The organism is Leifsonia sp. NPDC080035 (genome assembly GCF_040050925.1).
In the GTDB taxonomy this organism is placed as follows: Bacteria; Actinomycetota; Actinomycetes; order Actinomycetales; family Microbacteriaceae; genus Leifsonia.
The window spans coordinates 1,367,643-1,394,296 of the sequence record NZ_CP157390.1 but is presented as its reverse complement, the minus strand read 5'-3'; the positions used below and the strand labels follow the sequence as shown (position 1 = coordinate 1,394,296).

The window sequence follows — 26,654 nt, the reverse complement described above, 5'->3', positions numbered from 1 at the left end:
GCGCGGTCAGGCGATGCCGCCGCCGTCCACGACCATGGCCGAGCCGGTCACGTACGACGACTCATCGCTCGCCAGCCAGACGACGGCGGCCGCGATCTCGCTCGGCTCGCCCATCCGGCGCAGTGGGCGGTCGGCCGCCTCGGCGAGGAACGAGCCGGTCTCCTGACCGAGCTGACGTGCCTCGTCGCGCAGCATCCCGGTATTCACGTCGCCCGGGTTCACCGAGTTGACGCGGATGCCCTGAGGGCCGTGATCGATCGCCAGCGCGCGGGTCATGTTCACGACGGCGCCCTTGGAGGCGCAGTAAGAGATGGCCTGGCCGCCGCCCTTCAGCCCCCAGCCACTGCCGGTGTTGATGATGGAGCCCTTGCCCTTCGCCGCCATGATCGGCACGACGTGCTTGCACATCAGGAAGATGCCGCGCACGTTCACGCCGAAGACGCGGTCCCACTCTTCGACCGTGGTCTCGACGGCGGTCGTGCGGCGGATGATGCCCGCGTTGTTGAAGGCGATGTCGATGCCGCCGAACGCGTCGTCGGCCGCGGCGACGACCCGCTCCACGTCCGCCTCGGCGGAGACGTCGGCCCCGAGCGCGATCGCCTCGCCGCCGGCCGCGCGGATCTCCTCGGCGACGGCCTCCGCCGCGTCCTGCTGCAGGTCGACGACGGCGACGCGCGCGCCCTCCGCCGCGAGGGCGAGGGAGGTGGCGCGGCCGATGCCGCCCGCTCCTCCGGTGACGATGGCGGACTTGCCGGCTAGACGCATTCGAGTTCTCCTTCGATGGGGGCCGCTGTGGCGGCACTGACAGGGTAGAGGCTCGCGGTGGACGGCCCTGTGACCACGAGGACGTGGCCGGCCAGCCGCATGTCGAGCCGGGGATCGCCGGTGTCGACCAGCAGGGGCCGGCCGGCGAGGTCGATGAGTTTCTGCTCCGTCGCGACGACGAGCAGGGGGTGCGCGCCCAGCGCAGCGATCACGCGTGCCGAGAGCTGCTGGTTGCCGCGCCCGAGCAGGAAGCCCTGGCCGCCGATCACGGTGACGACGGCCTGCGCGGGTCGACCCTCGACGGCCGCAAGCGCCTGCGCCTCGGTCACGTCTCGCCCGAGAAGGACGCCGTCCTCGATGACGTCGACGCCGAGCGGGCTGGTGTCGAGGCCCAGCACGCGGCCGACCTCGGCCGTTGTCCCGCCGGGCCCGAGCAGGTAGCGAACGCCGGGGCGCATCCGGGCGACGGCACCCGCGGCGGCGCTGCGGACGGCCTCCCGCGCGCTCGCCGGGGTCGCGGCCTTGCGTGCCTGCGTGCGACCGGGCGCAGCGGGGACCTCGACCAGCGCGAACAGCCGGGGGTCCGGTCGGCCTGCGCGCATCGCATCCTCGTCGAGGTCGAGCACCTCGGCGGTGGCGGTCGTCACGGGATGTGCGAGCCAGTCGGCGGCGAGGGTGCCGGCCGCCGCCGGCCCGACGGCGAAGCACCCCGAGTACATCTTGACGCCCGCAGGAATGCCGAGCATCGGCGCGCCCGGCGAGAGGCCGCGGGCGACGTCTCTCGCGGTCCCGTCGCCGCCGGCGAACAGGACGAGGGACGCTCCGGCGGCATGGATGGCGGCTACCGCCCTGGCCGTGTCATCGGGCGTGGTGGGCGTATGCCCGCTCGCGTATACGACGCGCGGCGTCAATCCCGCCGCCCTGACGGCGTCCTCGCCGAGCGCGTCGGCGGCGGTGATCACCACGGCTCCGGGCCGAGAGGCGGCGAGCACACGGAGCGCCTCCGCGGCACGCTCGCCGGCGCGCGCTCGGCCACCGCGGCGCAGCGCCTCGCGCTGCACTTCGACGCCGTCGCTGCCGGCGAGCCCGGTGGGCCCGCCGAGACCCGCGACCGGGTTCACGACGAACCCGATGGCGTTCACGCCGCCGCGTCCTCCGAGGAGGCGGCCGCCGACGCGTCCTGGCCGAAGTACTTCCGGCGGTAGGCACGCCAGGTGACGGCCCAGCGCGCGGGATCGTCCAGGTCGTCGTGGTGCGTGTGGTGGACGGTCTGGTTGTGCGGCGCGCTGCGCACGACCTCCGGGGTCTCCCTCGCCTCTCGAGCGATCTCTGCCAGCACGTCGGCGTACTCGTCCAGCTCCGCCTTGGAGTACGACTCGGTCGGTTCCAGGGTGAACGGCTGCGGCACCACGTAGGGGTGGTGGCTCGTCCAGTAGTGCATCCCGAAGTCGGCCGCGCGGATGCCGATCTCCTCCGAGCTGATCCCGGTCTCCTCGAACAGCTCCTGCCACGAGTAGCGCACCTGCTCGATGCGACGACGGCCCGTGGCGTAGGGGGCGCTGGCGCCGGGGATCTCAAGGACGCGCTTCATCAGGTAGTTGTTGTTGAGCACGGCCGTCTCCGCCACCGCGCGCAGACCCGGTGCACCGAGAGCACGGATCCACGCGTAGGTGCGGACGATGTTCGGGACGACGCCGAAGAACGGCGCGACGGACCCGATCGACTGCGGGCGGTCGCCGTCGATCACGAACCGGTCGCCGACCTTCTCGACCACCGGCCCGGGCAGGAAGGGGGCGAGCGCCTCCGACACCGCGTTGGCGCCCGAGCCGGGGCCGCCGCAGCCGTGCGGCGTGCCGAACGTCTTGTGCAGGTTGAAGTGGCACACGTCGAAGCCGGCGTCGCGGGCGCGGGTGATGCCGAGGATGCCGTTGGCGTTCGCCTGGTCGTACGACGCGAGCGCCCCGACCGAGTGCGCCAGCTCCACCCACTCTCGGATCCGCGGATTGTAGATGCCGGTGTCCTCGGGGTTCGTCACCATGATCGCGGCGGTGCGCGGCGAGATGGCGGCACGCAGCGCCTCCACGTCGGGGTACCCGTCGGCGTCCGGGAAGACCGTGATGACCGTGTAGCCGGCCATCTTGGCCGCGGCCGCGTTGGACGGGTGCGAGAAGATCGTGGTGATCACCTCGTCCCGTTGCTCGCCCTCGCCGCGGGAGGCATGGTAGGCGCGGATCATCGAGATGTTGGCCCAGATCGCCTCCGAACCGCCGCCGGTCTGAAGGGAGACACGGCTCATGCCCGAGATCTCGGCGAGCATCCGCTCGGTGCGCCAGATGATCTCCAGCGCGCCCTGCGCCGACTCCGGATCCTGCAGCGGGTGCAGGTCGGTGAGGTCGGGTGTGCGGATGATCGCCTCGTTCACCTTCGGGGCGTACTTCATCGTGCAGGTGCCCTGGCCGACGTCGACGTTCAGGTCGGCGCCCAGGTTCTCCTGGCTGAGGCGGAGATAGTGCTTGAGCACGCGCATCTGGCCGATCTCGGGGAGCGCGGGCGGTGCGGAGCGGCGCAGCGACGCCGGCAGATCGGCGACGACGTCGCCGACGACGGAGCGGACGCCGTCCTCCGTCTGCGACGGCACGACACCGCGCTCGCCGGGGGTGTGCAGCTCGAAGACGATCGGCTCGTCCCAGCGCGCCTGGTGGAACCGGCGCAGCGCGGGCTTGGGGGCGATGGGGAGGGTCATCGGGCGTTCTCCTTCAGAGCGGCGCCGAACGCGGCGGCCAGGTCGTCGATGTCGTTCTGGGTGTTCTGCTCTGTGACGCACACGAGCAGGCGGGCCTCGTCGAGCGCGAGGCCGGGTTCGAAGCCGCGGACGCGCAGGATGTCGACCAGTTCGGGAGCGGTGAGCGCGGCATCCCGCAGGTCGAGCACGAACTCGCGCAGGTGCACCGCGCTGTCCGCCACGGTCACGCCGGGGAGGGCGGTGAGCGCGTGCTGCGCGTACGCGGTGCGTGCGAGCAGCGTCTCGCCGAGCTCCGCCATGCCCTGCGGCCCCATCAGCGAGAGGTGGACGCCGGCGGCGATGCCCCACAGGGCGGCGGCCGTTCCGACCCACTCCTTGCCCTCCTCGCGCACCGCGAACGAGGTCCGGTCGTAGGCGACGTCGCCGAAGCCGTACTCGCCGGGCACGTCCGTGGACTCGAGGCCGAACAGGCGCGATGGCATCTCCATGACCAGGCGCGGGTCGTCGTCCACGGCGATGAAGCCGGCGTGGGCGCCGCCGTACCACGGGTGCAGGCCGAGCGACTGGATGTCGCCGTGCAGGATGTCCGCGCCGAGGTCGGCGGGGGAGGCGAGGACGCCGAGACCGACCGGGTCGAGGCCGGCCACCAGCAGGGCTCCCACGGCGTGCGCCGCCTCCGCCAGCTCGGCCACCGCTGTCTCGAGCGCGCCGTGGAAGCTCGGGGTCTCCACCCACACCGCGGCGGTTTCCGGGCCGATGAGATCGGCCGCCGCGGGTACGTCGGCAACGCCGTCGACCGTGGGCACGACGACGAGGTCGGCGATCGGCTTCACGTAGTCGCGCACCTTGGAGAGCTTGTCCGGGTGGGCGTCGCTGACCAGCAGGATGTCGCGGCGCCCGGTCACCCGCGTCGCCATGGCCAGGGCGGTCGCCGCCGCCTGGTAACCGTCATAGGTGGGTACATTGACGACGTCGCAGTTCAGCAGTTCGCCCATGAGCGACTGGTACTGGAAAAGCGCCTGGAACCGGCCGTGGTCCTCGTACGGCTCGCCCGCGTACGCGGTGAGGAATTCGCTGCGGTTGATGACCTCGTCCACCACCGCGGGGACCGCGTGGTTGTACGTTCCGGCGCCGAGGAACAGGCGGCCAGGTTCCACCGCGCGGTTGCGGCGAAGCAGGCCGCCCACATGGCGCACCAGGTCCTGCTCGGCGATGAGCGGCTCCGGCAGGTCCAGGTCGCGGCCGAGGCGGAGCTCGGCGGGGACGTCGGCGTAGAACTCGTCGATGGTCGCCGCACCGACCGCGTCGAGCATGGCCTGCCGCGACTCGGGTGCCGTGTTCGGCACGTAGGGATGGACGAAGGGGTTGGTCATGCTTGCCTCTCAGTGGTCGGGTGCTGGATCACGGCGACGCCGAACGCGCCGAGCGGCAGGCCCGCGCCGGCGTCGGAGCCGGTGAGCAGGTCTGTGCCGCCGGGGATGCGCGGAGCGGTCCGCGCGTCCCTGCCGTGGTTGAGCACGAAGGTGAAGTCGGTGCCGCCGTCCGTGCGGGTGACGATCTCGAGCGCGGTGTCGGGTTCGCGGGTGGCGACTCCGGCCTCGGCGAACACCGCGGAGAGCACGGCGCGCATCCCCTCGTCGCCGAGCCCGGCCGCGAGATACCAGGCCGCTCCGGCGCCGTGGCTGCGGCGGGTGAGCGCGGGCAGACCGGCGAGGTCGCCGTCGGCGAACCGGGCCAGCACCTTGGCGTCCTCCGCCGCCTCGATCCATTCGCCCCAGACGCGCGTGGGATGCACGACCCCGCCGAGCTCGACCGTGCGGTGCCCGCCGTCGGGCAGCGGCCACCACTCGTCGACCTCGACCCCGAGCAGGTCGCGCAGTGGGCCCGGGGCTCCGCCATCGTGGATCTGCTCCCGGTGGTCGACGACACCGGAGAACGGTCCGACGACGACGTGACCGCCGGCGGCGACGAACGCGCCGAGCGCCTCCGCCTGCTCGGCGGTCGCCGCGTAGAGGTTCGGGACGAGCACCACCCGGTGGTCGCCGAACGGCCCGGCCGCGCGGGCGACATCGACGGGCTGGCCGAGCGCGAAGGCGGCCGCGTGCCAGGCCCGCGCCTCGGTGAGCCAGTTCAGCCGCTGCGACGGCATCGACTCGGTCTGGGTGACGCCCCACCAGGCGTCCCAGTCGGCCACCAGCGCCACCGAGGACCTCACGCGCGTCCCACGCACCGGCTCCAGCAGCTTCAGCTCCGCGCCGAGCGTCTTCGTCTCCTGGAAGCTGCGGCTGCGCTCGCCGCGGTGGCCGAGCATCGCGGAGTGGAACTTCTCCGGCCCGAACTTCGCCTGCCGCCACTGGAAGAACATCACGCCGTCCGAGCCGTGGGCGACGGCCTGCAGGCTGCCGAGCCGCATCTGCCCGGGCGCCTTCGGCACGTTCACGTCGCGCCAGCTGACCGCGCTCGGCGCCTGCTCGAGCAGCAGCCATGGGCGGCCGTCCTTGAGACTGCGCATCAGGCCGTAGTTGAGGGCGGCGCCGACGTGAGCGATGGGGTCGGCGGGGTCGGGATAGGCGTCGTCGGTGACGAGGTCCTCCGCGTCGGCGAAGTCCCAGTAGTCGAGCTCGCGGAACAGGCTCATGAAGTTCGTGGTCACGGCGATCTCCGGAGTGACCTCCCTGAGCACATCCACCTCCGCCCGGAAGAGCTCCAGGAGCGCGTCGGAGGAGAACCGCTCGAAGTCGACGACCTGCGCGGGGTTGATCGGGCCGGTGGCGGTGCGGGGCGGCTCGATCTGGTCGAAGCTCAGGTAGTTCTGGCCCCAGCAGCTGGTTCCCCACGCGGCGTTGAGGCCGGCGATGTCGCCGTAACGCGCCTCGAGCCAGCGCCGGAAGTGGCGAGCCGACTCGGGGCACCAGCAGCGGGCGACGTGGTCTCCGTACTCGTTCGAGACGTGCCACAGTGCCAGCGCGGGATGCTCGCCGTAGCGCTCGGCGAGCGCGCGGGTGAGCCGCAGCGCCGCCCGCCGGTAGATCGGCGAGCTCGGGCAGTACGACTGCCGCGAGCCGAACTCGAGGCGGACGCCGTCGGCGTTCCACGGCAGGACCTCGGGATGCTCGCGCACCAGCCACGCGGGCGGCGTCGCCGTCGCGGTGGCAAGGTCGACCGCGATGCCGTTCGCCCAGAGTAGGTCGATGATGCGGTCGAGCCCCGCGAAGTCCCAGCGGCCGGGCTCCGGCTCCAGCAGCGGCCAGGAGAAGACCGGCAGCGTGACGATGTTCACGCCGGCCTCGACCATGAGGCGCACGTCCTCAGCCCAGACGTCCTCCGACCACTGGTCGGGGTTGTAGTCGCCGCCGTAGGCGAGCGCGTCGAGCCGGATGCTCCGGGGCGCGGGGATCGTCATCGGTCTCCTCGGGGATCTGCGAGTGCTGGTGCTTGTGCGTCGATCAGTGTCGACTGTATTCTGTATACAGCAACGCTAGAGCGAACGCAGCGACGGGTCAAGCCCTAAGCTGACGACCACGAGTCCGGCCGGGAGGGTCCACATGGCGATCGAGCGCAAGAATCTGCGTTCCCAGGTGCGCGAGGAACTCCTCGCGCGGATGCGCGCCGGCGAGGTCCGCCCGGGCGAGAGCATCAACGAGGTCGCCCTCGCCGCCGAGCTCGGCGTCTCCCGCACCCCGCTCCGCGAGGCGCTGATCGCCCTCGAGAGCGAGGGCCAGATCGAAAGCGAGAACGGCAAGGGCTTCCGCTTCGTGCCGCTCAGCGCGCGCGAGTTCGAGGAGCTCTGCCCGATCATCGTCACGCTGGAGGGCCTGGCGCTCGACCTGTCGCCGGCCGACGAGCTCGCCGAGCTGGGCCGCCGGCTGTCCGAGCTGGCCGCCGCCTTCTCCGACGACCTCGCCCAGCACGCCGTCGTGAACCGCAAGGACGACGAGTGGCACAACCTCATGCTGAGCGCGTGCCCCAACCAGAAGCTGCTGGAGCAGATCGCCCAGGTGCGCAGCGCCATCCACCGCTACGAGTCCCTGCTCGTCGGAGAGGACGTGCTCGTCGAGCGCTCGGCCGAGGAGCACGCCGCGATCGCGCAGCACCTCGCGGAGGGCGACGTACCGGCCGCCAAGGCGGCCCTCTCCGAGAACTGGACCAACGGGATGCGCCGCCTGCTCGCCGACGCCGGGATCAAGTGGGAGCGTCTGGCCTGACGCGACGACGCCGCGTCGCCTCCAGCCATCACCCCTTCACCGCGCCGCCGAGCAGCCCCGACACGAACTGCTTCTGGAACACCAGGAACAGCACAAGGAGCGGCAGGGTCGCGAGCAGCGAGCCGAGCATCAGGCCCGAGTAGTCGACGCGGGAGAGCCCGATCATCGTGTTGAGGGCGACCGGGATCGTGTACTTGTCCTCGGTGTTCAGCATCAGCAACGGCCAGATGAACGCGTTCCACTGGCTCACGAACGTGTAGATGACAAGCGCCGCGATCTGCGGGCGCGCGACCGGAAGCACGACCCGGTAGAAGGTGCGCAGCTCGCCCGCGCCGTCGATCCGTGCCGCCTCCACGATCGTGTCCGGGAAGTCGAGGAACGCCTGGCGCATCAGGAAGATGCCGAACGCATTCGCGAGGAACGGCAGGATGACCGCCTGGTAGGTGTCGATCCAGCCGAGGCTCGCCATCATCTGGAACAGCGGGACGAGCAGCACCTGCATCGGGATCATCATCGTGCCGAGCACAACGACAAGCAGGATCCCGCGGCCGCGGAACCGGAACTTCGCGAGGCCGTAGCCGGCGAGCACACTCACCGCGGAGCTGAACACCGTGTAGATCACCGCGATGAGCAGGCTGTTCAGCATCACCTGGCCGAAGCCGGTCTGCTCCTGCAGCCGCGTCAGGTTCGCCCACAGCTCCCCGCCGGGCAGGATCGGCAGCGGGCGTGCGAACAGCTCGGAGGTGGTGTGCGTGGATGCGGTGAGCATCCAGAGGAACGGCACGACGCTGAGCAGCGCACCGGCTGCGAGCAGTACGTAGGCGGGGGTGTGGCGGAGGGCGCGGATCACTTCTTCTCCCGGAGCAGGCGGAACTGGATGATCGAGACGATGCCCGTGATGAGCACCAGCAGCCACGCGATCGCCGACGCGTAGCCGGGATCGAACTGCTGGAAGCCGACCTTGTAGAGGTAGAGCACCGGCGTCAGGGTGGCGTTGTTGGGGCCGCCGCCGGTGAGGATGACGTTCTCGTCGAAGAGCTGCAGCGCGCCGATCGTCGAGGTGACGGTCGTGAACACGATCGCCGGGCGCAGCTGGGGCACGACGACGTGCGCGAAGGTCGCCCAGCGGCCGGCGCCGTCGATCCGTGCCGCCTCGTACTGCTCGGCGGGGATGCTCTGCAGCCCGGCGAGCAGGATGACCATGTTGTAGCCGGTCCAGCGCCAGGTGATCGACGCGATGAGCGCGACGCGTGCCCAGACCTCGCTGTCCAGCCAGTCGACGGGCGCGATCCCGACCAGCCCGAGCAGCTGGTTGACCGCGCCGCCGTCGGTGGTGAGCAGCACCCGGAAGACCACGGAGTACGCGACCAGCGTGGTCACCGCGGGCAGGAAGTACAGCAGCCGGAAGCCGGAACGGAACCGCAGCCACGTCTGGTTGAGCGTGTACGCGAGCACCAGGGCGATGCCGATCATCAGCGGCACCTGCACCACGAGGATGAGGAACGCGTTGCCGAGGCTGGTGGCGACCAGCGGGTCCTGGAAGAGCCGGGCGTACTGGTCGAGGCCCACCCAGTGCAGCTCGCCGGCCCGGGTGCTGAAGAAGCTCTGCCAGAGCGAGACGACCAGGGGATAGGCGAAGAAGATCGCGAACAGCGCGGCGGCGGGCAGCGCGAACCAGAGGCCCGGTCGCTGAAGCCTGCGCTCCAGCGACCGGGGCCGTCCGGCCGGCGCCGTGCGACGCCGTGCTGCGGTGTCGACGGCGACCATCTCAGCCCGCGATCGAGCGGCCGGTGGCCGTGGCGATCTGCTTGGCCGCATCCTGAAGCGCCGCCTCCGGGTCCTTGCCGCCGAGCACCGATGCGGAGACGGCAGCGCCGACGATGTCGCTCGCTTTGGCGTTGTCCGCCGTGTAAGTGATCGCCGGGATCTTCGCGGTCTGCTCGGCGAACAGCGTGTAGACCTTCTGACCGCCGAAGTACGGGTCCGGCGTACTGAAGAACGGATCCTTCAATGCTGGCAGGTAGGACGGGAACAGGCCGTCCTTCTCCATCATCGACACCTGGTTGCCGCTGTCGGCGAGGGCGAACGCCACGAACGACGCCGCCAGCTGCGGGTTCTTCGACTGCGCGGGCACGGCGAGGCCGGAGCCGCCGTTGTTGGAGGTGCGGGCACCGCCATCGGCGAAGGCCGGCAGCTCGATGACGCCGTACTTCCCGCTCAGTTCGGCGGCCTCGCCGGTGAGGGTGGCGATCCACCACACCGCCTCTGGCGTGACCGCGGAGTCGCCGTTCTTCGCGCTCGTGACGCGCGCGTCCCAGCCCTTCACGTTCTTCAGCAGCCCCTTGTCGTTCAGCTCCTTCTCCAGGCGCAGCGCTGCGACGGCCTGAGGAGTCGCGACCGTGATGTCCCCCTTCGCATCGAAGAGGCCCTGACCCTGCTGCTGCAGCAGCATCTGGAACAGTCCGCCGGTGGCGACGTCGGCCGTGATGAGCGTGTGCCCGGTCGCGGTCTTGATGCGCTCGCCCGCGGAGACGAGCTCGTCCCAGGTCCCGAGGCTCGCCGGGTCGACGCCGGCCTTCTGGAGGTAGTCGGAGCGGTAGAACAGCCCGACCGTGCCCGAGTCCCACGGCACAGCACGGATCGCACCGGTCTTGTCGGTGGACGCAGCCCACTTGGATGGGTCGAAGTCAGCCTTCTTCGACCCCACGATCGGTGTCAGGTCGACGAAGCCCTTCGGGAACTGGCTGAGGTAACCGGGGGTGTGGTCCGTCTCCATCGTCACGACGTCCGGCAGGCCGGTGCCGGCCTGGAGGCCGACGGACAGCTTGTCGTAGGCATTGTCGTAACCGACGTCCACGACCTTCACCGTCGTTCCGGGATGTGCGGACTGGTACTCGGCGGCGAGCCGCTTGAGCGACGTCGCGGCGGCGTCCCACGACCAGACGGTGATCGAGCCCTCCGGCTTGGCGGACGGGTCGAGCGTGGCGGGTCCGCTCCCGGCGTTGCCGGCCATGGCGCAGCCGGTGAGGGCCAGGACGGCAGCGGTCAAGGGCGCGATGATGCGCAGGCGTTTCATGTGACTCCTTCGTCGATGGAACGGTTCGATAGGGGTGGATCAGGACGAGAGCTGCACCGCCAGGTCCACGAACAACGCAGCGGACCACCCGAACGCAGTGGTCGCGGTGCGGGCCTTGCGGCCGGTGCTGGGGGTGAAGTACTCGTGCGGGCCGCCGCCGTGGATGACCAGGCGGAGCGTCTGCTCGGCCAGTTCGCGGGCGCGGTCGGCATGGCCGGACACGGCGAGCCCCTCGGCGAGGAGGGCGTTGACGTTGACCCACACGGGGCCGCGCCACATCCGCTCCTCGGAGAAGTCGGGGTCGCGCCGCGCCACCGTCGGCACGGTCCAGGCGGTCGCGAAGCGATCGGGGTCGTCGAGCGCGGCGAGGATGCCCGCGACGTAGCGGCCGGGCAGCCGACCGGTGAGCAGGGGCAGCAGGGAGACCGCAGCCTCCGAGCCGACGGGCGTGCCGGCGCCGGAGGAGCGGAAGAACCCGGCGGTCTCGTCCCACATCCCCTCGAGCAGTTCAAGGGTCCGCGCCGCGCGCGCGGTGTGGCGCTCGGCGGCTTCGACGTCGCCCGTCGTGCGGGCGCGGGAGGCGAGCAGGTCGTCCTGCAGGATCAGGTACGCGGCGAGGTCGGGCGAGGACACCGGTAGCTCGGCGTCGAAGACCGGGCTGTCGTCGAGGCCGGACGAGTACGGGTGCCCGTACTCGGGCATCCCGTCGCCGTCGAGATCGGAGTGTACGAACCACCACTCCTGGCTGCGCGCGACGGTCGCCCAGGCGGTGTCGAACCAGGCCGGGTCGTCGACGAAGCCCTCCAGCCGGCGCAGCGCCCACGCGGCGAGCGGCGGCTTGGTGAGCGGGATGGGCGCGGTCGGGTCCGCGATCGCCGAGCCCGCGCGGCGCAGGTTCTCGCGGTCGCCCGGCGGCAGGTCGTCGCTGGAGGCGAGCACCCCGTCGTCGTGCACGACGTCGGGCAGCTGGCCGTCGGCCGTCGGGAACGCGAAGGCCAGCTCCAGCTGCTGCTTGGCGAGTTCCGGGTCGCCGTGCCGCAGCCCCGACGCGATGAAGTACGCGTCCCACTGCCAGACGCCGACGTAGCCGATCTTGGACGGTACGACGGCGCGGGCGCCACGGCCGGGCAGCTCGACGATGTTCGCGCCGAGCACCCACCAGCAGAAGGCGGTCATGTCGGCGAGGTCGTCGCGCACCGCGGGCGTGCGGGCGAACCAGTCGTCCCAGACGGCCCGAGTGCGGGCGAGGGAAGCGGGATGGTCCGCGGGAGTGTCGGCAGCGGCGGCGCCGATCCCGAGCCGGAGCGACCCGCCGCCGAACGAGAGCCGGACCGTGTCGCCGGTCACGACGACGTCGTCCGCGCCGGTCGCAGACCATCCCGCCGTCGGCGCCGAGGGCAGGCCGGGACGCCAGACGTGGCCGGGAGCGAGGCCTGGGAGGTCGAGCTCGACGCTCCAGCGGCCGTCGCCGCCGAGGCTGAGCGCGTCCGGGCCATCGAAGGTCAGGGTGACGCCGGCGGCGCCGAACGCGATGCGGTCGGGCCGCACGTCCGAGACCGGCGCGACCCGGCCGTCCGCGCCGCGCACCCGGAGGGTGCGCACCAGCACGCTGTCGTCCAGCCGGCGCTCGTACTCCGCGAGCCGAACGGTCAGGCCGCCATCGACGCGCAGCACGAGGATGCGCGAGCCGGGCAGCGTGAACGGCGCGTTCTCGAGGTCGAGGTACCGCGCCGCCCGCTCCGCGGGGGTCACCGGCCGCCCAGCCCGGAGGCTGCCATGCTGCCGATGATCCGGCGCTGCCCGATCACGAACGCGATCAGCATCGGGATGGTCGCGATGGCGGACGCCGCCATGATCAGCCCGTAGTTGACCGAGCCGAACTGGCCCCGGAAGCTCTGCAGCAGCAGCGGCACGGTGAACAGCTCCTGCGAGTTCAGGATCACCAGCGGCAGCAGGAAATTGTTCCAGGTGCTCAGTGCGACGATGATCGCGAGGGCGCCGAGTCCGGGGCGCAGGTTCGGCAGGATGATGCTCCAGAAGATCCGCCAGCGGCCGGCGCCGTCGACGATCGCAGCCTCCTCCAGCTCCTTCGGCAGCGACAGCACGAACTGGCGCATGAGGAACACCGCGAACGGGTTCGCGAGCGCGGCCGGGACGATCAGCGCCAGGTGCGAGTCCACCCAGCCGAGCTTCGCCATCAGGAAGTAGAAGGGGATCAGTGTCACCTGCATCGGGATCATCTGCGTGGCCAGGAACACCACGAACAACACCCGGGAGCCTCGGAACGGGATGCGTGCGAACGCGTAGCCGGCCATCGCGGCGGTGATCAGCGTGCCGACCACGACGAGGACGGCGATGTAGATGGTGTTCCAGTACGCGGTGCCGAAGGGCACGTCGTTCCAGGCATCCACGTAGTTCTGCAGGGTGAACGGCTTCGGCCAGAAGCTCAGCGGGTCGTTCAGCAGCTGGGGGAGCGGCTTGAAGGAGGTCAGCAGCATCCAGAGGAACGGGAAGACCATGGCGATGCCGCCGGCCAGGAGCACGATGTGCAGCGCCAGCTTGCGCGCGCGGGCGGCTCCGCGGCCGGTGCGGGGAGCGGGGTCCGCGGACCGCGTCCGCTCGGTGGGCACGGTGGCGGTGGTCATGCGGCACCATCCTCGTAGTGGACGAACTTCTTCTGTGCGGCGAACTGGATGCCCGTGATCACCAGCGTGATGATCAGCAGGATGATCGAGGCCGCGCTCGCGGGACCGAACTGGAACTTCCCGAAGCCCAGGTCGTAGATGTGGTAGACGATGGTCCGGGTCGCGTTGTCGGGCCCGGCGTTCGCGGTGAGGATGAAGACGGTGTCGAACGTCTGCAGCGAGCTGATGAACGCGATCACCGTCGAGAAGAAGATGATGGGCGAGAGCAGCGGCAGCCGCACCCGGAAGAACAGGGTGAGGGCGCCTGCGCCGTCGAGCCGGGCCGCCTCGATGACGGTCGGCGAGATGTTCTGCAGGCCGGCCAGGAAGATGATGACGTTCAGACCGACGGACGACCAGATCGTGACGATGCACACGGCGACCAGCGCCAGGTGCGGGTCGCCCAGCCAGTCCGGCGGGGCGATGTGGAAGACGGAGGCGATGAAGCCGCTCAGCACGCCGTCCTTGCGGAACAGCTGCTGCCAGATCATCGCGACGGCCACCGACGAGGTGACGACCGGGGCGAAGAAGAGGATGAGGTAGAGCGTGCGCGTCTTGAGCCGCTCGAGCGCCACCGCCAGCACGACGGCGAGCCCGAGGCCGACCGGGACGGTGATCAGCGCGATGAGCAGGGTGTTCAGGATGGCCCGGCCGAACAGCGGGTCGGTCATCTCGGTCTGGAAGTTGTCGAACCCGACCCAGCTCAGGGCGTTCAGCCCGTCCCACTTCGCGAACGCGAGCACCAGGCTCGCGATGAAGGGGACGACGACGAACAGCGCCATCCCGGCCAGCTGCGGGCCGACGAAGACGTAGCCCCAGCGGCGGTCGCGGCGCCGCCAGGCGGACTCCTTCCGGAGCCCGCCCGGCGCCGCGGGGGCGACCTCGGCCTCGGTGGCGACGGCCGCTTCTCCCAGTGCGCTCACGCTCGTCGCCTCACTTGCCGCCGGTCTTGTCGGCGATCATCTTCGCGACCTCGTCGAGCGTCGCCTGCGTCGATGCCTTGCCCTGGTACAGGGCCAGCATCTTGTCGCTGATGTCGCTGGAGAGGCCGGGGACGCTCGCCTCGGTCGTGTAGTCCTCGAACCCGATGTCGCGCATGTCGAGCATCGTCTGCGCGTGCTTCGGGTAGCCGTCGAGCACGACGGAGTCCGCGCCCTTGATCGACGGGACGGCGTTTCCGCCGCCCTTCAGACGGAAGGTCTGGCCCTCGGCGGAGAGGAAGCTGGTCCAGAACTCGAACGCGGCGTCCTTGTTCTTGGTCTTCGCGTTGATGGCGAGGTAGCTCACCGCGACGCCGGTGGGCGCGGCCTTGCCGCTCGGGGTCGGCCACGGTGCGACGTCGTAGTTCTCGGGGTCGCCCGCCGCCTTCACGGTGCCGATGGTGTAGCGGCCCTGCACGAAGAAGCCGGACTTGTGGGTCACGAACACGCTGTCCGCGCCGGCGCCCTCGGGCAGGGTGTCCGCGACGACGAAGGTGCCGTCCTGGAAGTTCTTGGCCAGCACATCCATCGCCTTCACGCTGGTCTCGTCGGTGTTGGCGACGAACTTCCCCGAGTCGTCGAACGCCTTCCCGCCCTGGGCCGAGATCCAGCTGTAGTGGGTGGACCAGTAGTTCCAGAACATCGAGCCGGTCAGGCCCGCCTTGTGCAGCTTCCGGTTCATGTCGAGGAAGGCCTCGGTCGTCCACTTGCCCTCGGCGGCGAGCGTCGCGGGGTCGTCGGTGACGCCGGCCTTCTTCAGCGCGACCTTGTCGTACCAGAGGGCGTCCGGGTTGGAGTCGTTGGGCGCTGCATAGATCTGGTCGCCCTTCTTGGTCGCGCCGAACAGGCCCTGCGCGAAGTCCTCCGGCTTGGTCTTGCTGGCGGAGGAGTTCATCAGGTCGGTGAGCGGCAACAGGGCGTTCGAGTTCACGAACTGGCCGATCTTGTCGTCGCCGATGTAGAAGACGTCGGGCGCGGTGCCGGAGGCGAGTTGCGCGAGAAGCTTGGTGTGGTAGTCGCCGTAGTCCGCTACCGGCTGGAGGACGACCTTGATATCGGGGTGGTCCTTCATGAACTGGGTGTCGAAGTCCTTGTACCGGGTGAGCTCCTCCGGGGTGCCCCAGGTCGACCAGACGACGGTCTTGCCGCCGGAGCCTCCCGAGCCGGAGCATGCCGCCATGCTGAGCGCGAGTGCGGCGGCCGCCGTGATGGCCAGCGCCCTTCTCATCGTTGAGTCGACGCGAGACATGAGTACCTCGTTCCTTGAAGTGTCTCTGCTGTGTGCGATGCTGCGGGTTGTGCATCGGGTGGGTCTGTATTCTGTATACAGTAGTCAATACGGGTATTGCAAGCCCTCCACGCGCACGGGATGATGCGTTCATGCCCGACTTCCGCCGCGTCCTCGAGCTCGTGGACGCCAGGGGCGGAGCGAGCTGGCTGACGATCCTGCGGGGTTCCGAGGTGCTGCTCGACCGGCGGTCGGGCTGCGGCGCCGACGCTCTGTTCTACACGTTCTCGGTGAGCAAGCCGTTCGCGGCGCTGTCGGTGCACCTGCTCGCGGAGCGCGGGATGCTGCGGCTCGACGACCCCGTCGCCGACCACTGGCCGGGGTACGGGGCGCGCGGCAAGGACGGCATCACGATCCGGCAGGTGCTCTCGCACCGGGCGGGCGTGCCGTTCTCCACCGGGACGATGCTCGGGGACACCGTTCGGATGACCGATCCGGCGCGATCGGTCGCCGCCGCCGAGGACGCGCGACCGCGCTGGGCGGCGGGCGAGGTGGTCGGCTATCACGTCCTCAGCTACGGCTTCATCCTCGGCGAGGTGGTGCGCAGGGTGAGCGGGATGCCGATCCAGCGGTTCATCGCCGAGAACCTGCTCGAGCCGGCGGCACTCGACGACACGTCGCTCGGCCTGTCGCCGGAGCGAGCGCACCGGGCGGTGCCGCTGCGGGCGCGCAGCGCCGCCGAGCACGCCCGCACCATCCTGTTCAACCGGACGCGGACCCGCGAGCTGCCGATCCCCGCCGCCGCGATCAGCACGAACGGGCGCGACCTCGCCGAGTTCTATCGCATCCTGCTCGCCGGAGGGGAGGGGATCCTGCGGCCGGAGACCATCGCCGCGGCGCGGTCGGTGTCGAGCGACGGCGACGAGCGCGACCGGGTGATGGGCTTCCCGGTGCGCTGGGCGCACGGCTTCCAGCTGGGCGGCCCGATCGGACTGGCGCGGCCGACCGGCTCCCGCGCGGATCCCCTGACCTTCGGCCACAACGGCAGCTCCATCTGCAACGTCTGGGCCGACCCGGCGCGCGACCTCGTCGTCGCCTACCTCACGAACACCGCAGACGAGCGCGCTCGCGCCCTCCGCCACCTCAGCGACGTCAGCGACGAGATCCTCGCCGCCACGACCTGACGCCCCCGGCCCGCCGTGGGCCCGAACGGGCGATCGGGCGGGCGAAGCGAGGTAGTTTATGTATGTGAACGATCTTGTCCCGAACCCCGCCGGCACCGCTCTCCTCCTGATGGACCTGCAGGAGGGGATCGTCGGACGCCATCCCGACGCCGACTCCTTCCTCGCGGGCCTCCTCCGCGCGCGCGAGGCGGCGCGCGCCGCCGGCCTGACCGTCGGTTACGTCCGCGTCGCCCTCACCGCCGAGGAGGCCGAGCGCATCCCGGCCACCTCCCGCTTCGCCGGCGCGGGCGCACGCCTCGACGCCGACAGCCCGGCCACCCAGATCGACGCCCGCATCGCGCCCGCCGAGGGCGAGATCGTCGTACGCAAGAAGCGGGTCGGCGCGTTCTCTACAACCGACCTGGGCGAGCAGCTCGACGCCCGCGGCGTCGACACGCTCGTGCTCGCCGGGCTGGTCACGAGCGGCGTGGTGCTCTCGACGGTGCGCGACGCCGCCGACCGCGACTACCGGCTCGTGGTGCTCGAGGACGGCTGCTGGGACTCGGACCCGGAGGTCCACCGCGTGCTCACCGAGAAGGTGTTCGCCCGGGGTGGCGTGACGGTCACCAGCATCGACGACTTCATCGCGTCGCTGGCGTAGCGCGCGATCGCGACCAGGCCGGAAGGGATGTCCGAATCCTCCAGCTCGTCGACCGGCAGCCAGTGCAGCTCCTGCGACTCCCCTGGCTCCGGTCGCCCGGCCGGGTCGGTCGTCGCCAGGAACGCGTAGACGATGTCGGTGTGCACGTGGTCGTCCCCGATGGGATGCACGTCCACGCACAGCGGCGCCGGAAGCACGTTGACGCCCTCCGCCCACTCGATCCGGTGCGGCGGCTGGAGCAGCAGGAGCTGCTCCAGGTCGTAGCCGGACTCCTCGCGCAGCTCGTGCGCGACCGCCGCCCACGGGTCCTCGGTCCGCTCCACGTGCCCGCCCGGCTGAAGCAGGATCCCGCGCTTGCGGTGGCGGTGCACGAGCAGGTGGATGCGTCCCTCCCGCTCACGCAGCACGATCGCGCTCGCGGTCAGGTCGTACTCGCCGGGGCCGGTGTTCAGGTGGGGCATGCCCGTCAGTCTGACACGCGGCCCCGGCGGAGGGGTCAGTACATCGCGATGAGGCGGCCGACGACGCCGCCCGACCGCAGCCGGTCGAGGGCGTCCGGGATCTCGGCGGGGGTGATCAGGTTCATCGGCGGCTTCAGCTGCCCGGACCGCATCAGCTCGTACAGCGCGGCGAGGTCCTCCTTCGTGCCCGACTTGGAGCCGCGGATCGTCAGCTGGTTGATGATGATCGGGTAGGTGTTGATGGTGGACTCGAGCCGGCCCATGCCCACCTGGACGAGCGTCCCGAACTCGGTGAGCGTCTCGATCGCCGCGGCGGTCGTCGTGCCGAAGCCGGCGTAGTCGACGATCAGCTCGAGCTTCTTGTCCGCGAAGGCGTCGATCGACTCGGCGACACCGGCCAGGCCGATCTCGCCGGCGAGCTCGCGGGTGGCCGGGTTCACCTCGGCCGCGTAGACCTCGGCGCCCAGCAGGACGGCGACGCGGGCGCCGATGTAGCCGAGGCCGCCGAGGCCGATGACGCCGACCCGCATCCCGGCCTTCGCCCCGCCGGTCGCGACCATCGCGTGGTACGAGGTGAGGCCGGCGTCCGTCGCCATCGCGCCGAGGTCGAACGAGACCTCGTCGGGAAGGCGCACCAGATTCTCCTCGGTCGCCCGGAGCTTCGGCCCGAAACCGCCGTCCCACTTGCCGTAGCCGATCGCGTCCCCGTCGGAGAAGACCGGTGACAGGCCGACCCGGTCGCCGACCTTCCAGTGCCCCATCCCCTCGCCGACCGCGCTGATGACCCCGGCGTTCTCGTGGCCGAGGGTCATCGGCAGGCGCGGGAACAGCGGCATCCAGCCGGCGTCGTCGAGCGCGCTGACGTCGGAGTGGCAGATGCCAGCGGCCTTCACGTCGACGACGACCTCGCCGGGGCCGGCCTCCGGCTCGGGGACCTCGCGGAGTTCGAGGGGCTTGTTCGTTCCGAAGAACTGCCATGACTGCATTGTGAATCCTCTTCTCGGAGTGATTCGGGTAGCGGTTCGAGCATACGCTCCGGGCGTCCGGGCGCCCCGTGTCCACCGATCGGCGGACACGGGTGACAGCCGGCCGCCGGTGCCGCACGCGGCGGCCGGTCGCCAGGCTGGGACCATGACATCCGCAACCGCCGTGGGCACCGGCTCCTCGAAGCTGGCGCTGACCGGGCTCATCCTCGCCGTCTCGATGACGACGATCGACCAGACGATCGTCGCGCTCTCCGCCCCCACCATCCAGCAGAACCTCGGCCTCGGCCACGACGGGATGCAGTGGGCGGTCAACGTGTACCTGCTCGCGACCGCCGCGTTCTTCCTCCTCGGCGGCCGCATCGCCGACGTCGTCGGACACAAGCGGATGGCGCTGGTCGGCATCGCGGGCTTCGGCATCACCTCGCTGCTCTGCGGGCTCGCGCCCACCGGCGACCTCGCCGAGGTGTGGCTGGTGACGGCGCGGGCCCTGCAGGGCGTCAGCGGCGCGATCATGTTCCCCGCCGCCATCGGCATCGTCGTCGAGGGCTTCGCGCGCGAGGGCCGCGGCCGGGCGATGGCGATCTTCTTCGCCATCACCGGCGCCATGACGGCCATCGGACCGATCGCCGGCGGCTACCTCACGCAGTGGACGTGGCGTGCGATCTTCTGGGTGAACGTTCCGATCGCCGTCGCCGCGTTCGTGATCGTGGCGCTCGCCGCGCGGCCCTCGGTGCGCCGCCGGGAGCGGATCGACTGGCTCGGCGCTGTCGTCGTCGCGGCCGGGATGGGTGCCATCGTCTTCGGTCTGCAGCAGGCCAGTGCGTGGGGCTGGGGCGACGTGAGGGTGGTCGCAGCGCTCGTGGGCGGCGTCCTGCTGCTCGGCGCGTTCGTCGCGATCCAACTGCGCAGCGGCAGCCCGCTGGTGCGCCTCGCCGCGTTCCGGGACCGCGGCTTCACCCTCTCGACGCTCGCCACCCTGTTCGCCTCGGTCGCCTTCGTCTCCACCTTCTTCTTCCTCAGCGTCTACGGTCAGGTGTCGCTGCAGCTCCCGGCGATGGAGACGGGGCTGCTCTTCCTGAAGTTCTTCATCGGCTTCGTGGTGGCAAGCAGGATCGGCTCGGTGCGGTTCGACAGGCACGGCGCCAAGGGGGACGTGCTGCTCGGCGGTCTGGTCGGCGCGTTCGGCTTCGGCTGGCTTGCGCTCAGCGTGACCGACCTCGACATCCACGCCGACGCGTTCTTCAACCCGCAGACCTGGCCGATCATGGTCGCCGGCGCGGGCATCGGCCTGATGTTCAGCCCGGTCTCCACCGATGCCGTCAACCGGGCGATCGGCGCCAGCTACGGCGAGGTCACCGCGATCTCGCAGACGATGAAGAACTTCGGCGCCGCCCTCGGCCTCGCGGTGCTGACCACCGTGGTCACCTCCCGGCTCACGGACCTGCTCACCGCTTCCTTCGCCCGGTTCGGCGGTTCGGCAGCCGATGCGCAGAGCGCCGTCGAGCAGATCAGCGGGGCCTCGGGCGACTCGTCCTCCTCGTCGCTCGCGTCGCTGCCGGCGAGCGTGCGCGACGGCATCCTGCACGCCGTCCAGACGGACTACGCCGGCGCGGTGCAGTGGGCGTTCTGGGGCATGGCCGCGGCGATGCTGGTGGTCGCCGTGATCGGGCTGCTCTACCCGGCCGGACGCGCGGCCGAGGCGGATGAGGCCGGGCGGGAAGCGCGCGACGCCCGACCCGCTACAGTCTGATCGTGCAGACCACAGCAGCGCGGATCGACGACCGCGGCTTCCGCGACTGGATCGTCTACTCGGCGGTCGCGACCGTGGTCTCGGTGCTTCTGATCCTGGCGGACCCGTACCCCGGGTTCGCCAGGACGGCGCTGTCCGCGGCGATCGTGCTCGCGCTGTTCCCGGTGTACTGGTTCCTTGCACGTCCGTCGCTCGCCGGGGTGCGTCTCAACTCGCTGCGGGCCTGGTTGTACGTGGTCCTCGCGACCGTCGGCTACCTCGTCGCGCTCGGCCTCAACGAGACCGCGAACGTCGCGCTCTTCGTTCTCTCGCCGCAGATCTTCCTGCTGCTCGGCACCCTCCCGGCGGCCCTGGCGATCGTCGTCGTCAATGTCGCCGGAGTCGTCCTCCGCCTGCTGCGGGACGCCCTCGGCCCGACGGATCTGCTGCAGCTGCTCGCGCTGACCATCCTCATCATCGTGGTGTCGATCTGGTTCAGCAACCGCATCATCAGCGTCACCCGCGAGAGCAGCGAGCGCGGGAAGCTCATCGAACGGCTGCGCGAGCAGCAGCTCGAGATCGCCGAGCTCTCCGAGCGGCAGGGCGCGGCGACCGAGCGCGAGCGGATCGCGCGCGAGATGCACGACACCCTCGCGCAGGGCTTCACGAGCATCGTGACGCTGGGCCACGCCGCCCGAGCCGAGCTGGAGACGGACCCGGCCGCGGCCAGCCGACACCTGGAGCTGATGACGGAGACGGCGCAGGAGAACCTGCAGGAGTCGCGGCGGATCATCGCCGCGCTCACCCCGGTGCGGCTGGAGTCCTCCTCGCTCGACCGGGCCCTCCAGCGCGTCACCGCGCGCTTCGCGGAGGAGAGCGGCGTTCCCGCCACGTTCGGCACCGATGGGGAGCCGCGGACCGCGCCGCCCGCGGTGGAGGTGGTGGCCCTGCGGGTGGTGCAGGAGGCGCTCGCCAACGTGCGCAAGCACGCGGCCGCGGCGGAGGTGTCGGTGCGGCTCGGCTACCGGCCGGCCGAACTGGTGCTGACCGTCGCCGACGACGGCGCCGGGTTCGATCCCGACGCTCCACGCGACGGCTACGGCCTCGACGGGATGGCGGCGCGCGTGGCCGAGGTCGGCGGCCGGTTCGAGCTGCGCTCGGGGCCCGGGGAGGGAACGATGCTGACGGCCACGCTGCCGGCGTCGGCGGAGGAGGCGTCGTGATCCGCATCATTCTGGCCGACGACCACCCGGTGGTCCGCGAGGGCATCCGCGGGATGCTGTCGGCCTACGACGGCATCGACGTCGTGGGCCAGGCGGCCAGCGGTCCGGAGGCCGTCGGGCTGGTCGCATCGCTGCGACCGGACCTGGTGCTCATGGACCTGCGGATGCCGGGTGGCGACGGGGTGGAGGCGACGCGCGCGATCGCGGCGCAGCATCCAGGAACCCGCGTCGTCGTGCTGACCACCTACGAGACCGACCAGGACATCCTGCGCGCCATCGAGGCCGGCGCGAGCGGCTACCTGCTGAAGGACATCGCCCCGGAGGAGCTCGCCCGCTCGGTGCGCGCGGCCGCGGCGGGCGAGACGGTGCTCGCGACCTCGGCCGCCTCGGCGCTGCTCGGCCGGGTGCAGGGGCGGCAGTCGGCTCCCGCGCTGTCCCCGCGGGAGCTCAAGGTGCTCGGACTCGCCGCGGACGGCCGGACGAACGCGGCCATCGGCGCGGAGCTGTTCCTCGGCGAGGCGACGGTGAAGACGTACCTCAGCCGCGCCTACGAGAAGCTCGGCGTCTCCGATCGCACCTCCGCGGTGCGTCGCGCCCTGGAACTGGGGCTCCTCGACTAGCAGAATGGCCGCATGGCAGTCATGCGGACGGAACGAGGGCTGGACCGGCTGGTCAACTTCTCCGACGCGACCGTCGCCATCGCCATCACGCTGCTCATCCTGCCGCTGGTGGACGCCGCCAAGGACATCGGACACCAGAGCTTCGGCGACTTCTTCTCGGAGAACTTCTGGGAGCTGCTCGCGTTCGTCATCTCGTTCGCCGTGATCGCCCGCTACTGGGTCGTCCACCACCGTGTGTTCGAGTGGGTGGAGAGCTACGACGGCCGCCTGGTCTGGCTGAACTTCGTGTGGCTCGCGACCATCGTGTTCATGCCGTTCACCGCCAACGTGCTCTCGAACAGCAACGGGGAGCGGGCGGAGGTGGATGCGCTGTACATCGGCAACCTGCTCGCGATCTCCCTGTCGATGCAGGCGATCGGCTGGGTGCTTGCGCACAGTCCCGGGCTGGTGCGCGAGGGCGCGAGGGACTCGATGGACTCCACCCGCGGCTGGTCGGCGATCATCATCATCGGCGTATGCCTGATCCTCGCGGTGCTCGTGCCGAGCGTCGGGATGTTCTGGCTGTTCCTGATGTTCCTGTCGGAACCGGTGCACCTGCTGCTGCGCCGGCTCGCCGGCAGGCCTTCCCAGACGACGCCCTGAGGATTATCGTCGCGGCATGCGACCCAAGACTCTCATCGTGCTCGTCCTTCTCGCCGGGGCGTACGTCCTCGGCGCCCGCGCCGGCCGCGAGCGGTACGAGCAGATCGTCGGATCCCTCACCTCGTTCTGGAACGACCCGGACGTGAAGAACGCGCGCAAGAAGGCGAAGAAGGCCGCCGACAAGGCGCGCAAGCGCCTCTCCTAGCGCGCTCTCGGTTCGGTCGGGTCAGGCTCCCGGGTCAGGGCTCGTCGTAGTCGCCCTCGGTGTACTCCCCGTCGGGAGCGGCGGCCGGCTCCTCCGCGTCGGTGTACGTGCCCTCGACCTCGGGCTCGGGCGCCGACTCCTCCGTCTCGGTGTACTGACCGTGGACCGTGCGCTCGTGGGGTCCCTCGTCGTTGGCCTCGGTGTAGCCGCCCTCGAGGTTCTCCCGGGCGTCGCCTGCATCTGGGGTGCTCATACGAGGGACATTACGCCGCCGGGCGGCCGGCGAACAGAGGGTGTGCGGACGCTCGGCCGATACCTCGCGATGTAGCCGAGGAATCCTCAACGGGAGTAAGGTTCGCGCTGCCGGCGATGCTGCCGGCACCGAGGGGGATCCACGATGATCCGGTTGATCCAGCGTGCCAGAAAAGCCGACCCGGATGTGCTGGAGCTGCGCATCCACGGCATCAACAACACCCCGGCCGCCGAGATGCTCGGCGTGCCGCCGGGGCAGGCGCGACTCGACGAGGGCGACGACGTCGGCGGCTTCTACGTGCCGACGGTCGACCCCGTCGACCCGGACGACCCCGCCGCCCCACCCAGCCGGATCCGCCGCGAGGGCTACCGCTGGGGCGGGCTCGCACGCTTCGGCGGCGGCGCGAAGGGCGTGATCGCGCTCTTCTTCGTCCAGCTCGCGTGGCTGCTGATCCTGCCGTTCGGGTTGTGCAACACCGCCTACTGGACCAGGCGCATCCCCGACCAGCCGGACATCGGCGAATGGCGCGCCGGGCGGGGAGCCGCACCCATCCGCGTCTTCGCCCTGGGGCTGACCTTGCTCTACGTCTGCGCGCTCGCCTCCGTCGCCTTCGATCTGCTCGGCTCGCAGTGTCTCCTCGCGTCCGCGACCTGCTCGGGGCTGCCGTCCAGCGTGCACGATGCCCTGGTCGCGCTCGGTCTCGACTACCGGGGATTCCGGCTCGCGGCGCTCTCGCTGCTGCCGGTGGCCGGCATCCTGGTGCTCTTCCTCGTGTCCCACGCGGCGCGGGTGCGCTACGAGGCGGCGATCTTCGACACGGCGGCCAAGATGCGTGCCGCCGCCACGGAAAGCGGCGTCGAGGGCACGATGCGCCGCCCGCTGGCCACCGACGGCTTCTGGAGCATCACCAGGGTGAAGCTGCCTTCGGAGCTCCTGCACCTCACCGCGACGCTGTTCCTGGTGGGTCTGCTGCTGAGCTGGGATGCGGTGTTCTCGTCGTGCGGGAATCCGGACGGGGCGGTGGAGTCCGTCTCGCTTCCGGCCGCCTGCTGGGACAGCGTGGGGTCGTCCGCGCTGTTCCGGTACTGGTGGATCTCGCTCCTCGGGGCGCTCGCCGTCGCCGGCCTGGTGTTCACGCTCTTCGCGGTCATCCTGCAATCGCGGACGCGGGTGTCGCGCGAGCAGCAGCGTCAGATCGCCGCCGTCGATCCGGCCGCACGCGACCAGCTCCACCGGGAGTTCGTGCGCGCGAAGCTGCGGCGACGGGACCGCACTGCCGTGGTCGCACTGCTCGTCGGCGTGGCGGACTACCTCGCGGTCGCCATCGCGATCGCGCTGCCCACCGATCGTGCGCGCGAACGGCACGAGCACTTCCTCGGCCTCGTCATCACGCCGTCCCTGGTGCTCGGCGTCCTGCTCGCCATCGCCGTCTCCGCCCTGGGATGGCGACGGCTGGGCGACCCGATGTTGTGGAAGCGCGAGCATCGGCCGTGGGTGCGCGGGATCCCGTCGGCGATCTCGATCGTCCTGGTCGCGGTCGGCGGCATCGCCCTGCTCGTCGCCGCACTGCACCCCGGGTCGGCGCCGGTGGCGTTCGCGGTGGCCGGAGGATGCGTCGTCGTCCTGGTGCTGATGATCGTGGCGTGGCCGTCGCTGCGGAGGCGCCCGAACCGGTACGAGGGCTGGCGCGGGGCGGGGCCCGGCGTCGTCCTGCTCCTCGCCCTCGGGGCGGCGCTGCTCCTCTCCACCCTGCTGGTCTTCGGTGCACAGTGCTATCTCACGTCGACGGGATCGCCGCCGATGTGCAACCTCACGGCGTCGGCTCTGCGGCCGCCGCGGGCGTTCGCCAACTTCGGCGACCTCGTGCCGGTGCTCGTGCTCGTCTTCGTCGTGTTCGTTGCGCTGGTCGGGGTGGCCAGGGTCGTCCACCTGCCCTGGCTGACGACGCCCCGCACGGACGGCGGCCGCGAGCTGCGGATGCCGCTCGACCGCTACGAGGGCGGGCGGGTGCGCACCGCCCCGCCGGCCGGCAAGCTCGACACGCGGATCCTGCGCGCCCGGCGCTCCGCGGCGCTCTTCCATCGCGGAGAGCCGGTGCTCGGGTTCCTGGCGTTGCTGCTGGCCGTGGCGATCGGCGTCGACCTGGTGCTGCCCGGTGCCCCGTGGACCGCGCTCCTCGACCTGTCCCTGCCCGCGCTCGGGCTGGTGGCCGTCGTCGGGATCATCGCGATCCTCGACAACGCGATCACCACGAAGGAGCGCCCGATCGGCGTGATGTGGGACTTGATGTGCTTCCTCCCACGCGGCGGTCATCCGTACGGGCCGCCCTGCTACTCGGAGCGGGTGGTGCCGGAGCTCCGGGACCGCATCGTCGCCTGGCTCGAGACGGACCTGGCGCGAGGGTCGGTGGTCGACGGGAGGGACACCCGCCCGCCCGAGCGGCGGACCGCCGACGAGCTGGCCGCGCTGACCAAGCCGCAGCGCCGCAAGGTCATCCTGAGCGCGCACAGCCTCGGCGGCGTGCTCGCCGTCTCGACCCTGTTCACGCTCGGCGCCGACACGACGAGCGGACTGCGCAACGTCGGACTGCTGACCTATGGGACGCAACTGCGGGTGTACTTCGGGCGCTTCTTCCCGGAGCTCTACGGGCCGGCCGCGCTGGGCGGCCACCGCTCGCGCGGGCCGTCGCTGGTGTCGCCCGACCCGTGGCGGCGTCAGGTGAACGAGGATCAGCTGCCGGATGCCGTGCCGGAGCGCGGTGGGGATCATCCGACGCTCCGGGAGCTGCTGCGTCAGCCCGGCTCGGGGTGGATCGCCTGGATCAACCTCTGGCGGCGCACCGACTACCTCGGCTTCCCCGACGTCTCGTACGGGGACAACGGGATCGACCGCGGCGCGGACGAGTTCGGGCCGCAGCGCTATCTGATCACCGTGGCCTCGCACCCCAACTACACGGCGACCGCGCAGTACATGAGCGCGCTGCGGGAGATGATGAACCGCATCTAGCCCCTCCCGTCCCCGCCGTCGGTT

23 protein-coding genes and 1 pseudogene are annotated in these 26,654 nt (G+C 70.9%); 9 read left to right on the top strand and 15 right to left on the bottom strand.

Annotated features, from left to right (window positions below; all coding sequences use genetic code 11):
- Positions 1–6 precede the first annotated feature (6 nt).
- The 5 genes from AAME72_RS06760 to AAME72_RS06740 are packed head-to-tail and all read right to left on the bottom strand — an operon-like array spanning position 7 to position 6,911.
- Positions 7–765, bottom strand: coding sequence for an SDR family oxidoreductase (locus AAME72_RS06760; RefSeq protein WP_348789476.1), 759 nt, complete (start codon positions 763–765; stop codon positions 7–9).
- The gene (locus AAME72_RS06755) at positions 756–1,907 is read right to left on the bottom strand and encodes an NAD(+)/NADH kinase (protein ID WP_348789475.1); all 1,152 of its coding nucleotides are present in this window, start codon (positions 1,905–1,907) and stop codon (positions 756–758) included. Before AAME72_RS06755 ends, AAME72_RS06760 begins: the two co-directional genes overlap by 10 nt.
- Positions 1,904–3,508: an aminomethyl-transferring glycine dehydrogenase subunit GcvPB gene (gene gcvPB / locus AAME72_RS06750; RefSeq protein ID WP_348789474.1), complete on the bottom strand. Its 1,605-nt coding sequence runs from the start codon at positions 3,506–3,508 to the stop codon at positions 1,904–1,906. Before gcvPB ends, AAME72_RS06755 begins: the two co-directional genes overlap by 4 nt.
- Complete coding sequence (gene gcvPA, locus AAME72_RS06745; protein ID WP_348789473.1) at positions 3,505–4,881, bottom strand: aminomethyl-transferring glycine dehydrogenase subunit GcvPA; 1,377 nt, start codon at positions 4,879–4,881, stop codon at positions 3,505–3,507. The genes gcvPB and gcvPA overlap by 4 nt, the downstream gene beginning before the upstream one ends.
- Positions 4,878–6,911, bottom strand: coding sequence for a beta-galactosidase (locus tag AAME72_RS06740; RefSeq protein ID WP_348789472.1), 2,034 nt, complete (start codon positions 6,909–6,911; stop codon positions 4,878–4,880). The genes gcvPA and AAME72_RS06740 overlap by 4 nt, the downstream gene beginning before the upstream one ends.
- Before the next feature lie 142 nt (positions 6,912–7,053).
- Between AAME72_RS06740 and AAME72_RS06735 the strand changes: the two genes are divergently transcribed.
- The gene (locus tag AAME72_RS06735; protein WP_348789471.1) at positions 7,054–7,713 is read left to right on the top strand and encodes a GntR family transcriptional regulator; all 660 of its coding nucleotides are present in this window, start codon (positions 7,054–7,056) and stop codon (positions 7,711–7,713) included.
- Between the two features lie 28 nt (positions 7,714–7,741).
- Here AAME72_RS06735 and AAME72_RS06730 read toward each other — a convergent pair whose 3' ends face one another.
- From AAME72_RS06730 to AAME72_RS06700, 7 genes are read right to left on the bottom strand one after another with little or no spacing between them, the layout of a single operon-like run.
- Positions 7,742–8,563, bottom strand: coding sequence for a carbohydrate ABC transporter permease (locus tag AAME72_RS06730; protein WP_348789470.1), 822 nt, complete (start codon positions 8,561–8,563; stop codon positions 7,742–7,744).
- Positions 8,560–9,480, bottom strand: a complete 921-nt coding sequence (locus AAME72_RS06725; protein ID WP_348789469.1) for a sugar ABC transporter permease — start codon at positions 9,478–9,480, stop codon at positions 8,560–8,562. Before AAME72_RS06725 ends, AAME72_RS06730 begins: the two co-directional genes overlap by 4 nt.
- Position 9,481: 1 nt before the next feature.
- On the bottom strand, positions 9,482–10,789 hold the full coding sequence (locus AAME72_RS06720) for an extracellular solute-binding protein (RefSeq protein WP_348789468.1): 1,308 nt from the start codon (positions 10,787–10,789) through the stop codon (positions 9,482–9,484).
- A 39-nt stretch (positions 10,790–10,828) separates the two neighbouring features.
- Positions 10,829–12,541 carry a hypothetical protein gene (locus tag AAME72_RS06715; protein ID WP_348789467.1) on the bottom strand — a complete coding sequence of 571 codons (1,713 nt, stop codon included), beginning with the start codon at positions 12,539–12,541 and terminating at the stop codon, positions 10,829–10,831.
- Positions 12,538–13,434, bottom strand: a complete 897-nt coding sequence (locus AAME72_RS06710) for a carbohydrate ABC transporter permease (RefSeq protein WP_348789466.1) — start codon at positions 13,432–13,434, stop codon at positions 12,538–12,540. The genes AAME72_RS06715 and AAME72_RS06710 overlap by 4 nt, the downstream gene beginning before the upstream one ends.
- The gene (locus tag AAME72_RS06705; protein ID WP_348789465.1) at positions 13,431–14,396 is read right to left on the bottom strand and encodes a sugar ABC transporter permease; all 966 of its coding nucleotides are present in this window, start codon (positions 14,394–14,396) and stop codon (positions 13,431–13,433) included. Before AAME72_RS06705 ends, AAME72_RS06710 begins: the two co-directional genes overlap by 4 nt.
- 10 nt (positions 14,397–14,406) lie before the next feature.
- Positions 14,407–15,681 carry a sugar ABC transporter substrate-binding protein gene (locus AAME72_RS06700; RefSeq protein ID WP_348789464.1) on the bottom strand — a complete coding sequence of 425 codons (1,275 nt, stop codon included), beginning with the start codon at positions 15,679–15,681 and terminating at the stop codon, positions 14,407–14,409.
- 152 nt (positions 15,682–15,833) lie between these two features.
- Here AAME72_RS06700 and AAME72_RS06695 point away from each other — a divergent pair, with 152 nt between their 5' ends.
- Together AAME72_RS06695 and AAME72_RS06690 are read left to right on the top strand one after the other, a co-directional pair.
- Complete coding sequence (locus AAME72_RS06695; protein ID WP_348789463.1) at positions 15,834–16,865, top strand: serine hydrolase domain-containing protein; 1,032 nt, start codon at positions 15,834–15,836, stop codon at positions 16,863–16,865.
- A gap of 64 nt (positions 16,866–16,929) precedes the next feature.
- On the top strand, positions 16,930–17,505 hold the full coding sequence (locus tag AAME72_RS06690) for an isochorismatase family cysteine hydrolase (protein ID WP_348789462.1): 576 nt from the start codon (positions 16,930–16,932) through the stop codon (positions 17,503–17,505).
- A gap of 50 nt (positions 17,506–17,555) precedes the next feature.
- Here AAME72_RS06690 and AAME72_RS06685 read toward each other — a convergent pair.
- Positions 17,556–17,966 (bottom strand): annotated as a pseudogene (locus tag AAME72_RS06685) (NUDIX domain-containing protein); the annotation flags it as partial.
- Between the two features lie 35 nt (positions 17,967–18,001).
- Positions 18,002–18,952, bottom strand: coding sequence for a zinc-binding dehydrogenase (locus AAME72_RS06680; protein ID WP_348789461.1), 951 nt, complete (start codon positions 18,950–18,952; stop codon positions 18,002–18,004).
- A gap of 145 nt (positions 18,953–19,097) precedes the next feature.
- On the opposite strand from AAME72_RS06680, the gene AAME72_RS06675 reads away from it, so the two are divergent.
- The 5 genes from AAME72_RS06675 to AAME72_RS06655 are packed head-to-tail and all read left to right on the top strand — an operon-like array spanning position 19,098 to position 23,371.
- A complete protein-coding gene (locus AAME72_RS06675) occupies positions 19,098–20,702 on the top strand; it encodes an MFS transporter (protein ID WP_348789460.1) in 1,605 nt (534 codons plus the stop codon).
- A 2-nt stretch (positions 20,703–20,704) separates the two neighbouring features.
- Entirely contained in the window at positions 20,705–21,904 is a 1,200-nt protein-coding gene (locus AAME72_RS06670; RefSeq protein ID WP_348789459.1) for a sensor histidine kinase, read from the top strand.
- Positions 21,901–22,524: a response regulator transcription factor gene (locus tag AAME72_RS06665; RefSeq protein WP_348789458.1), complete on the top strand. Its 624-nt coding sequence runs from the start codon at positions 21,901–21,903 to the stop codon at positions 22,522–22,524. The genes AAME72_RS06670 and AAME72_RS06665 overlap by 4 nt, the downstream gene beginning before the upstream one ends.
- Before the next feature lie 12 nt (positions 22,525–22,536).
- Positions 22,537–23,166 (top strand): TMEM175 family protein, encoded by a 630-nt coding sequence (locus AAME72_RS06660; RefSeq protein ID WP_348789457.1) that lies wholly within the window; start codon positions 22,537–22,539, stop codon positions 23,164–23,166.
- 16 nt (positions 23,167–23,182) lie between these two features.
- The gene (locus AAME72_RS06655; protein ID WP_348789456.1) at positions 23,183–23,371 is read left to right on the top strand and encodes a hypothetical protein; all 189 of its coding nucleotides are present in this window, start codon (positions 23,183–23,185) and stop codon (positions 23,369–23,371) included.
- Positions 23,372–23,405: 34 nt separating this feature from the next.
- Here AAME72_RS06655 and AAME72_RS06650 read toward each other — a convergent pair whose 3' ends face one another.
- The gene (locus AAME72_RS06650) at positions 23,406–23,624 is read right to left on the bottom strand and encodes a hypothetical protein (RefSeq protein WP_348789455.1); all 219 of its coding nucleotides are present in this window, start codon (positions 23,622–23,624) and stop codon (positions 23,406–23,408) included.
- Positions 23,625–23,768: 144 nt separating this feature from the next.
- Here AAME72_RS06650 and AAME72_RS06645 point away from each other — a divergent pair, with 144 nt between their 5' ends.
- On the top strand, positions 23,769–26,630 hold the full coding sequence (locus AAME72_RS06645) for a hypothetical protein (RefSeq protein ID WP_348789454.1): 2,862 nt from the start codon (positions 23,769–23,771) through the stop codon (positions 26,628–26,630).
- The last annotated feature ends 24 nt before the right edge of the window (positions 26,631–26,654 follow it).

Excerpts from the sequence above, each read along its gene's own strand:
- AAME72_RS06740 (WP_348789472.1), bottom strand. The coding sequence starts at position 6,911 with ATGACGATCCCCGCGCCCCGGAGCATCCGGCTCGACGCGCTCGCCTAC.
- AAME72_RS06700 (WP_348789464.1), bottom strand. The coding sequence starts at position 15,681 with ATGAGAAGGGCGCTGGCCATCACGGCGGCCGCCGCACTCGCGCTCAGC.
- AAME72_RS06695 (WP_348789463.1), top strand. The coding sequence starts at position 15,834 with ATGCCCGACTTCCGCCGCGTCCTCGAGCTCGTGGACGCCAGGGGCGGA.
- AAME72_RS06725 (WP_348789469.1), bottom strand. The coding sequence starts at position 9,480 with ATGGTCGCCGTCGACACCGCAGCACGGCGTCGCACGGCGCCGGCCGGA.
- AAME72_RS06720 (WP_348789468.1), bottom strand. The coding sequence starts at position 10,789 with ATGAAACGCCTGCGCATCATCGCGCCCTTGACCGCTGCCGTCCTGGCC.
- AAME72_RS06645 (WP_348789454.1), top strand. The coding sequence starts at position 23,769 with ATGATCCGGTTGATCCAGCGTGCCAGAAAAGCCGACCCGGATGTGCTG.
- AAME72_RS06660 (WP_348789457.1), top strand. The coding sequence starts at position 22,537 with ATGGCAGTCATGCGGACGGAACGAGGGCTGGACCGGCTGGTCAACTTC.
- gcvPB (WP_348789474.1), bottom strand. The coding sequence starts at position 3,508 with ATGACCCTCCCCATCGCCCCCAAGCCCGCGCTGCGCCGGTTCCACCAG.
- AAME72_RS06735 (WP_348789471.1), top strand. The coding sequence starts at position 7,054 with ATGGCGATCGAGCGCAAGAATCTGCGTTCCCAGGTGCGCGAGGAACTC.
- AAME72_RS06710 (WP_348789466.1), bottom strand. The coding sequence starts at position 13,434 with ATGACCACCGCCACCGTGCCCACCGAGCGGACGCGGTCCGCGGACCCC.
- gcvPA (WP_348789473.1), bottom strand. The coding sequence starts at position 4,881 with ATGACCAACCCCTTCGTCCATCCCTACGTGCCGAACACGGCACCCGAG.
- AAME72_RS06655 (WP_348789456.1), top strand. The coding sequence starts at position 23,183 with ATGCGACCCAAGACTCTCATCGTGCTCGTCCTTCTCGCCGGGGCGTAC.
- AAME72_RS06675 (WP_348789460.1), top strand. The coding sequence starts at position 19,098 with ATGACATCCGCAACCGCCGTGGGCACCGGCTCCTCGAAGCTGGCGCTG.
- AAME72_RS06650 (WP_348789455.1), bottom strand. The coding sequence starts at position 23,624 with ATGAGCACCCCAGATGCAGGCGACGCCCGGGAGAACCTCGAGGGCGGC.
- AAME72_RS06760 (WP_348789476.1), bottom strand. The coding sequence starts at position 765 with ATGCGTCTAGCCGGCAAGTCCGCCATCGTCACCGGAGGAGCGGGCGGC.
- AAME72_RS06680 (WP_348789461.1), bottom strand. The coding sequence starts at position 18,952 with ATGCAGTCATGGCAGTTCTTCGGAACGAACAAGCCCCTCGAACTCCGC.